Genomic DNA, 6,564 nt, shown 5'->3' with positions numbered 1-6,564 from the left:
ACGAGGCGGCTGTCGGTGTCGACGCGGACGTCGGTGATCCCGGTGCGCTCGGCCAGCTCGGTGGCGAGGCGCTCCGTGTCGGCGCCGTCGGCGAGGTCCAGGACGGTCGTGTCCGAGCTGTCGACGAGGTCGGCGACCCGGGCGGGCGTGACGACCCGGCCGGCGTGCATGACGACGACGTCGGTGCAGGTCAGCTCGACCTCCGCGAGCAGGTGGCTCGAGACGACGACGGTGCGCCCGGTCTCGGCATAGCGGCGCAGGATCGGGCGCATCGCGGCGATCTGGGGCGGGTCCAGGCCGTTGGTCGGCTCGTCGAGGATGAGCAGCTCGGGCAGGCCGAGCATGGCCTGCGCGATGCCGAGCCGCTGCTTCATCCCGTGGCTGTAGGACTTGACCGGCCGCTCGAGCGCGCCCCCGAGGGCGGCCACGTCGAGCGCCTCGTCGAAGTGCGCCTCGGCGGGATCGCGGCCGGTGGCCGCCCAGTAGGCCTCGAGGTTCTGGCGGCCGGTGAGGTGGGGCAGGAAGCCGGGGCCCTCGATGAGCGCCCCGACGCGGCGCAGCACGGGGGCACCCGCGGAGACCGGCTGCCCGAGGACGTGGACCGTGCCCGAGTCGGGCCGGATGAGGCCCATGACCATCCGCATCGTCGTCGTCTTGCCGGCGCCGTTCGGGCCGAGCAAGCCGACGACCTGGCCCTTCTCGGCGCGCCACGACACGTCGTCGACGGCACGATGGCCGTCGGAGTAGGTCTTGACCAGATGCTCGACCACGAGGGGCGTGTCGGTCAGGTCGGGGCGGGTCCGCTGGTGCGTGCGGCGCCGGCGACGGACGAAGCCGGCGGCGGCCCCGGCGAGGAGCAGGACGGCGAGGGCGGCGACGGCGATCCCGTCCTCGGTGTCGAGGCCCCGGGTGGCGCCGGCGGCCGGTTCGCCGTCGGCGACGGGGACCTCGAGCCCGCTGGTCGCCTCGACGGAGACGCTCGCCGGGGTGCGGTCGTTGGTGAAGCTGGCCTCGGTCGTCGAGAGGAGCACGCGCCACGTGCTGCCTGCGGGCATGGGATAGGTCGCGGCGGGGAGCGAGACCGTGACGGGGGTGGCGTGCCCGGGAGTGACCCTGACGCGGATCGGCGCAACGAGCGCGTGCGGCAGGGTCGGCTGTCCTCCGGCGACCCGCCACAGCGAGGCGAACAGCGTCACGACCGGCTGGTCCGAGGTGACCGAGAGCCGGATCGTCGGCGAGCCGACGACCGTCGTGGCCTGCTTGACCGGCTCGGTATCGAGGGCGACGGACTGGCCCGGCAGGGCGGCGAGCTGGTAGGTCGACAGGGTGCTGCCGAGCGCGGCGAGGCCGGGGACGGCGATCATCGCGGCGGGCTGACCGCCGGGCGGCCGGAGGGCGACACCGCCATCGCTCCTGAGGGGCAGCGTCTGTGTCCGCTCCGGAGCCGGGTCCGAGGTCGGCGTCGACAGGCCGGGATAGACCGGCAGGGACCACAGGTCCGCCGGCTGGTTGCGCTTCGTCGAGGCGGTCGCGTAGACGAAACCGTCGGTGGGCGAAGGCGATCCGGCCTTGGCCCGGTCCTTGACCCAGTGGTCGAGCCACGCGAACGACGCGTCCTTCTCCTCCTGCTGGCGCGAGCTGGGCCCGTCGTGTCCTCCGTCGCTCCAGCGGAGGGCGAGCGGGGTGCCGTGCCCGGCGAGGACGCGGGCGGTGGCATCGCTCTGGTCCAGCCCGAAGAGCGAGTCGGTCATGCCCTGGATGAGCAGGGTCGGGGCGGTGATGCGGTTCGCCACGGCCTTGGGGCTGTGGGCCCCGAGCAGGGTGAGCAGCTGCTCGCTCGGGGTCCCGGTCTGGGCGGTCTCGACGAAGAGCCGGCAGATGGTCGGGTCGAACCGGCCGCACGCCCCCGCGGTGGCTCCGGAGGCGGCACTCTTCGCCCCTAGCGGGCCGTTCGTGGCCGAACCGGTCGCTGTACCTGCCTGTTCACCCGCGAGCGGTCCGTTCGCCGATGGGGAGGGGGCGTCGGACGAGGAGGGGGTGGACGGGGTGGTGGGGCTCAGCCCGGCCGGTGACAGTGCGCCCATGAAGAAGTTGGTGGCCCAGTCCTGCTTGAAGGGGCCCGGTGTCGCCACCGCGGCGCGGCCGGCGGGGGTCGACGACGGCCCGGTCACGGCCGCCTGAGGGAAGAACACCTGGGACAGGTCGTTCCACGTCATGGCGGCGACGACGCCGTCAACCCGCGGGTCGCTGCCGGCGAGCAGCAGCGCGAGTGCCCCGCCATAGGACGCGCCCATCACGCCGATCCGGGGGTCGCCCGGCGCGTCGAGCTGCACGTCGGGTCGTTTCGCGGCGAGGTCGACGAGGGCGCGGGCGTCCGCGACCTCGTACTTCGGGTCGTCGAGGTGGATCCGGCCCCCGGACCGACCGAACCCGCGGGCCGTCCACGTCACGACGACGTAGCCCCGCTCCTGCAGCTCGGCCGCCTCGCCGGCCACCGACACCTTGGTGCCCCCGAAGCCGTGGGCGAGCAGCACCGCGGGGTGCCGGCCGCCACCGGGCTGGCCGTAGACCGACACGTCGAGCGAGACGGCGCTGCCGTCCGGTTCCGCACCGACCGGGACGCTCAGGCTCTCGACCGCGCCCGCCTGGGCACCGGCAGAAGCCGCCGCGGCGGGGCCGGCGAGCCCGGCACCGGCAGCCGTTCCCCCCAGCGAGAGGACCGCGACGAGGCCAGCCATCCGCGCGGCCCGGGCGATCCCTCGGAAACCCCGGTGAGCGGCATACGTCCCCGTGGGGCCCAGGCGCGACACGCAACCAATGAGATCACGAGCCGCCCCGGAATGTCCGAGCGCTCCCCGGTCAGCGGTCGCTCGCCCGGGTCGCGCGCCGCTCGATCGCCCAGACGACGACGAAGCAGACCACGAAGACCAGCGCCGGCGGCACATACCGCATCCCGCCCTCGAGCCGGAGCCAGCCGTAGGGCGCGGCGGCGAAGGACAGCATGCTCACCTCGAGCAGGTAGTAGACCACGGCGAGACCGCCGTAGACGAGCCCGACGAGGCCGATGACGTTGATGAGGAAGCGTTGCCAGGCGGTCGTCGCCGGCTCGGTCGGGGCGGCCACGGGCGTCACCGCTCCTCGTCGGGGAGCAGGTGCTCGCGGCCGAACATCCCGGCCGTCGCCCGCCCGGTCGGAGTCCCGGCGTCGAGGTCGGCGCCGGCGGCGACCAGCGTCCGGACGACGTCCTCCTCGCCCTTGAAGATCGCCCCCGCGACGGGCGACTGGTCGCGGTCGTTGCGCTGGTCGACGTCGGCGCCGCGGGCGACGAGGGCCTCGACCGTCTCACCGTGCCCGTGGTAGGCGGCGAGCATGAGGAGCGTGTTGCCCTCGCGGTCGGCGACGTCGACCGGCAGGCCGTGGTCGAGGAACTCCATGAGCTCGGCGGTGCGGCCCTCGCGTGCCAGGTCCATCGCGATCGAAACGACGCGCGCCTGCTGCTCCGGGGTGAGCGGTGCTCCGGTCATGCCCCGACTCTACGCACGACTCGTCACGTCGTAATGCCGAGAGAGGCACCAGGCGGCCCCGGCTCCGAGGACCTGCCAGAGGGCATGGGCCTGCAGCAGGCTCGTCGGCCGGCACAAGGTCCCCGTCGCGTCGAGGAGCCACAGGACGTATGCCGCTGTCAGCAGTCCCAGCGCCACCCACAGCCAGCGCTGGGGCTGGAAGGTTGCCACCGGCGTGCGGGTGCGTGAGATCTCGAGGGCGACCGCCACCGCGAGCAGCACTCCGAAGGCGACGCGTTGGGTCCCCGGCCAGGTCCAGAGGATACGCAGGAGCATCGCGAGCAGGGCGAGGCCCAGGAGGACGACGACCCGCGGCCGCCCGAACCCGCGACGGACGACGGCGCCGCCGAGGATGACGGTCGCGAGCGCGGCCATCGTCCAGGTGACGAGGAACTCGGTGAGGCGGGTCAGCGTGGCGTGGAAGGCGAAACCGGCGCCCCCGACCGCGACCAGTGCGCTGCCGAGGAGGATGCGCAGGATCCTCTCCCGGTGCGCCGGCTCCCCCGTCGGCAGGAGCACGACGACGCCGGACAGGGCGAAGGCGAGCGATGTCCAGGCGTTGATGGGCTGGGCGAGTCCGGTCGTGTGGACCGCCTCGCAGAAGCACCGGGTCGCGAGGCACGTCGCGCCGTCGCTGGACATGACGTGACCGTACCGCCCACTGGATGGCTGCTTCGGTGCGCCGCCGGCCTTTGCTAGGAAAGGAGGCATGGCTACCACTGCACTCCGAGGCACCCCCGTCGAGACGATCGGCGACCTGCCCGTCGTCGGGGACATCGCCCCCGACTTCACCCTCGCCACGACCGACCTCGAGGACGTGACCCGTCCCGAGGGCAAGCGCGTCGTGCTCAACATCTTCCCGAGCATCGACACCGGTGTCTGCGCGACGAGCGTCCGCAAGTTCAACGAGCTTGCCGCCGGACTCGAGAACGTCGAGGTCATCTGCGCCTCCGAGGACCTGCCGTTCGCGCTCAAGCGGTTCTGCGGTGCCGAGGGCATCGAGAACGTCACGGCGGCCTCGGCCTTCCGCTCGACATTCGGCGAGGACTACGGCGTGACGCTGACCGGGACCGGCATGAAGGGCCTGCTCGCGCGCTCCGTCGTCGTCATCGACGTCGACGGCACCGTGCTGCACAGCCAGCTCGTCTCGGACATCACGACCGAGCCCGACTACGACGCCGCCCTCGCCGCGCTGAACTGACCCGCGCCCCGCGGCCGGGGCTCTACCCTCGATGGATGAGCCCTGGTCCGGGCGCCACCGGACCGGCGTGGCGCCGGCCCCTCCTGTCGCTCCTCGCGATCACGGCAGCGGTGGGCCTCGCCATGGTCACGCTCAACCCGTCGCGGCCCAGGCCCGTCGTCCTCCCGTCCCCGACGCCCACGGTCCTCTCACCGGCGGAGGAGTACACCCGGGCGGCCCTGCGCCTCATCGGGGAGCGCGGCCTGCTGCTCGACGAGACGGCCTGGCCACGCATCGTGCATGACACCATGCTTCAGGTCGTCGCGGCCAAGACCTCGACCGACACCTACTCCGCCATCAGCAGCGCACTCGTGCTCGCCACCGGTCCCCGGGGCCTCCTCCTGCCGGAGTCGGACGCCACCCCGACGCCGATCGCCACACCGGTCGAGGCCTCGGTCACCGCGGGAATCGGACGTATCACCGTGCCCTCGATCGATGGGCTGATCGGCGACGCCGCGTCCCGCCGGGCGGCCCAAGCCTCGGACGCGATCGCGGCCGTCCGGCAGCGGGTCTCGTGCGGCTGGCTCGTCGACGTGCGGGAGACGACCTCAGAGTACGACTGGGGCGCTCTCGCCGCGCTCGAGCCCTTCTCCCATGCGGGCGGGGTGTTCGACTTCAGGGACCACAACGGGCACAGCCTCCATGTCTCGCTCGCTACCGAAACCGCCTTTCTCGATGGACAGCCGCTCGCCTCGTCCGGGCGCTCGTCGATGCGGAACACGCTGCCCGTGGCGGTGCTTCAGTCCTCGAGCACGATGGGCGCCGGCGAGGGCCTCATCCTCGCCCTGCGTCGGGGTCCCCGCACCCGCACCTTCGGCGCCACCACCCGGGGCGGACCGACGACCCAGACGTTCGCCCTGTCCGACGGCGCCCGGCTCGTCCTCCCGACCACCCAGCTCAGCGACGTCGGCGGCTGGGCCTACACACCGGGTATCGCTCCCGACGTACGGACCGCCTCGCCGGAGCAGGCAGCCGACCAGTGGCTCCGGTCCCAATGCCGCCGGTGAGCCGGGAGCCGGTGAGCCGGGAGACGGAGCCGCGGCTGGCCCCTCGATGGTCGAGAGCACAACTGGGCCTCGTGAACCGTCGACTGGCCGCGAAGTCTGCCGACTAAGCCCTCACTCGATGCCTGGGGTGCCCTACGCTCGGCCCGTGACGACCGTCCGGCGATGGGGCCGCCCGCTGCTCTCCCTGGGATCGCTGGCCGCCGCCGTCGTCGTCGCCATGGTCCTGCTCAGCCCGTCCGGGCCCGGGACGGCCCGCTCCACCCGCTCATCCTCACCGACCCCCTCCGCCTCGCCGACACCCCTCTCGCCGGCCGAGGAGTACGCGCAGGCGGCCCTGCGGCTCATCGAGCGACACGCCCTCATGAGGGACGCGGGCACCTGGGACCAGATCGAGCACGACACCATGAGCGCCGTCACCTCGGCCCGCTCCACAGCGGAGACCCATTCCGCAATCTCTGTGGCACTGCTGCGCGCCGCCGGGCCGCTGGCGCGGTTCACTGCTCCGGAGGAGGTCATCCCGCCCGCGGAGGCGCTCCCCGTCGTTGTCACTGCCTCGGGAGGCATCGGCCGCGTCGTCATCGTCAGCGCCGACGAGCAGGACCCGACCGCCGCCTCCGCCCGTGCGGCGCAGATCACGGAGGCGATCGACATGGCCCGTCCCAAGGTCTCCTGCGGCTGGGTCATCGACCTGCGGCAGATAGCGTCACCGAACGACTGGGGCGCTGTCGCCGGCATCGCCCCCTTCCTGCACGAA

7 protein-coding genes are annotated in these 6,564 nt (G+C 73.1%); 3 read left to right on the top strand and 4 right to left on the bottom strand.

Translation table 11 applies throughout. The features are described from left to right. The 4 genes from ACTHJJ_RS03085 to ACTHJJ_RS03070 form a co-directional block, all read right to left on the bottom strand. On the bottom strand, positions 1 to 2,810 hold a 2,810-nt coding region (locus tag ACTHJJ_RS03085; protein WP_440301469.1), incomplete at its 3' end, for an alpha/beta fold hydrolase. Positions 2,811 to 2,859: 49 nt separating this feature from the next. Continuing rightward, positions 2,860 to 3,123, bottom strand: coding sequence for a hypothetical protein (locus ACTHJJ_RS03080; protein WP_440301468.1), 264 nt, complete (start codon positions 3,121 to 3,123; stop codon positions 2,860 to 2,862). A gap of 5 nt (positions 3,124 to 3,128) precedes the next feature. Further along, a complete protein-coding gene (locus ACTHJJ_RS03075; RefSeq protein ID WP_440301467.1) occupies positions 3,129 to 3,524 on the bottom strand; it encodes an ankyrin repeat domain-containing protein in 396 nt (131 codons plus the stop codon). A 9-nt stretch (positions 3,525 to 3,533) separates the two neighbouring features. Next, on the bottom strand, positions 3,534 to 4,205 hold the full coding sequence (locus ACTHJJ_RS03070) for a ceramidase domain-containing protein (protein WP_440301466.1): 672 nt from the start codon (positions 4,203 to 4,205) through the stop codon (positions 3,534 to 3,536). A gap of 67 nt (positions 4,206 to 4,272) precedes the next feature. On the opposite strand from ACTHJJ_RS03070, the gene tpx reads away from it, so the two are divergent. The 3 genes from tpx to ACTHJJ_RS03055 all read left to right on the top strand — a co-directional run. Next, entirely contained in the window at positions 4,273 to 4,764 is a 492-nt protein-coding gene (gene tpx, locus ACTHJJ_RS03065) for a thiol peroxidase (RefSeq protein WP_440301465.1), read from the top strand. Between the two features lie 35 nt (positions 4,765 to 4,799). Then, positions 4,800 to 5,810 (top strand): S41 family peptidase, encoded by a 1,011-nt coding sequence (locus ACTHJJ_RS03060; RefSeq protein ID WP_440301464.1) that lies wholly within the window; start codon positions 4,800 to 4,802, stop codon positions 5,808 to 5,810. 145 nt (positions 5,811 to 5,955) lie between these two features. Then, positions 5,956 to 6,564, top strand: a 609-nt coding sequence (locus ACTHJJ_RS03055) for a hypothetical protein (RefSeq protein ID WP_440301463.1), incomplete at its 3' end; no start/stop codon positions are given.

Origin of the sequence: Intrasporangium sp., from assembly GCF_051961875.1 — a bacterium.
GTDB lineage: Bacteria > Actinomycetota > Actinomycetes > Actinomycetales > Dermatophilaceae > Intrasporangium_A.
Note: the sequence above shows the minus strand (reverse complement) of the source record. Positions and strands in the feature narration are given on the sequence as shown.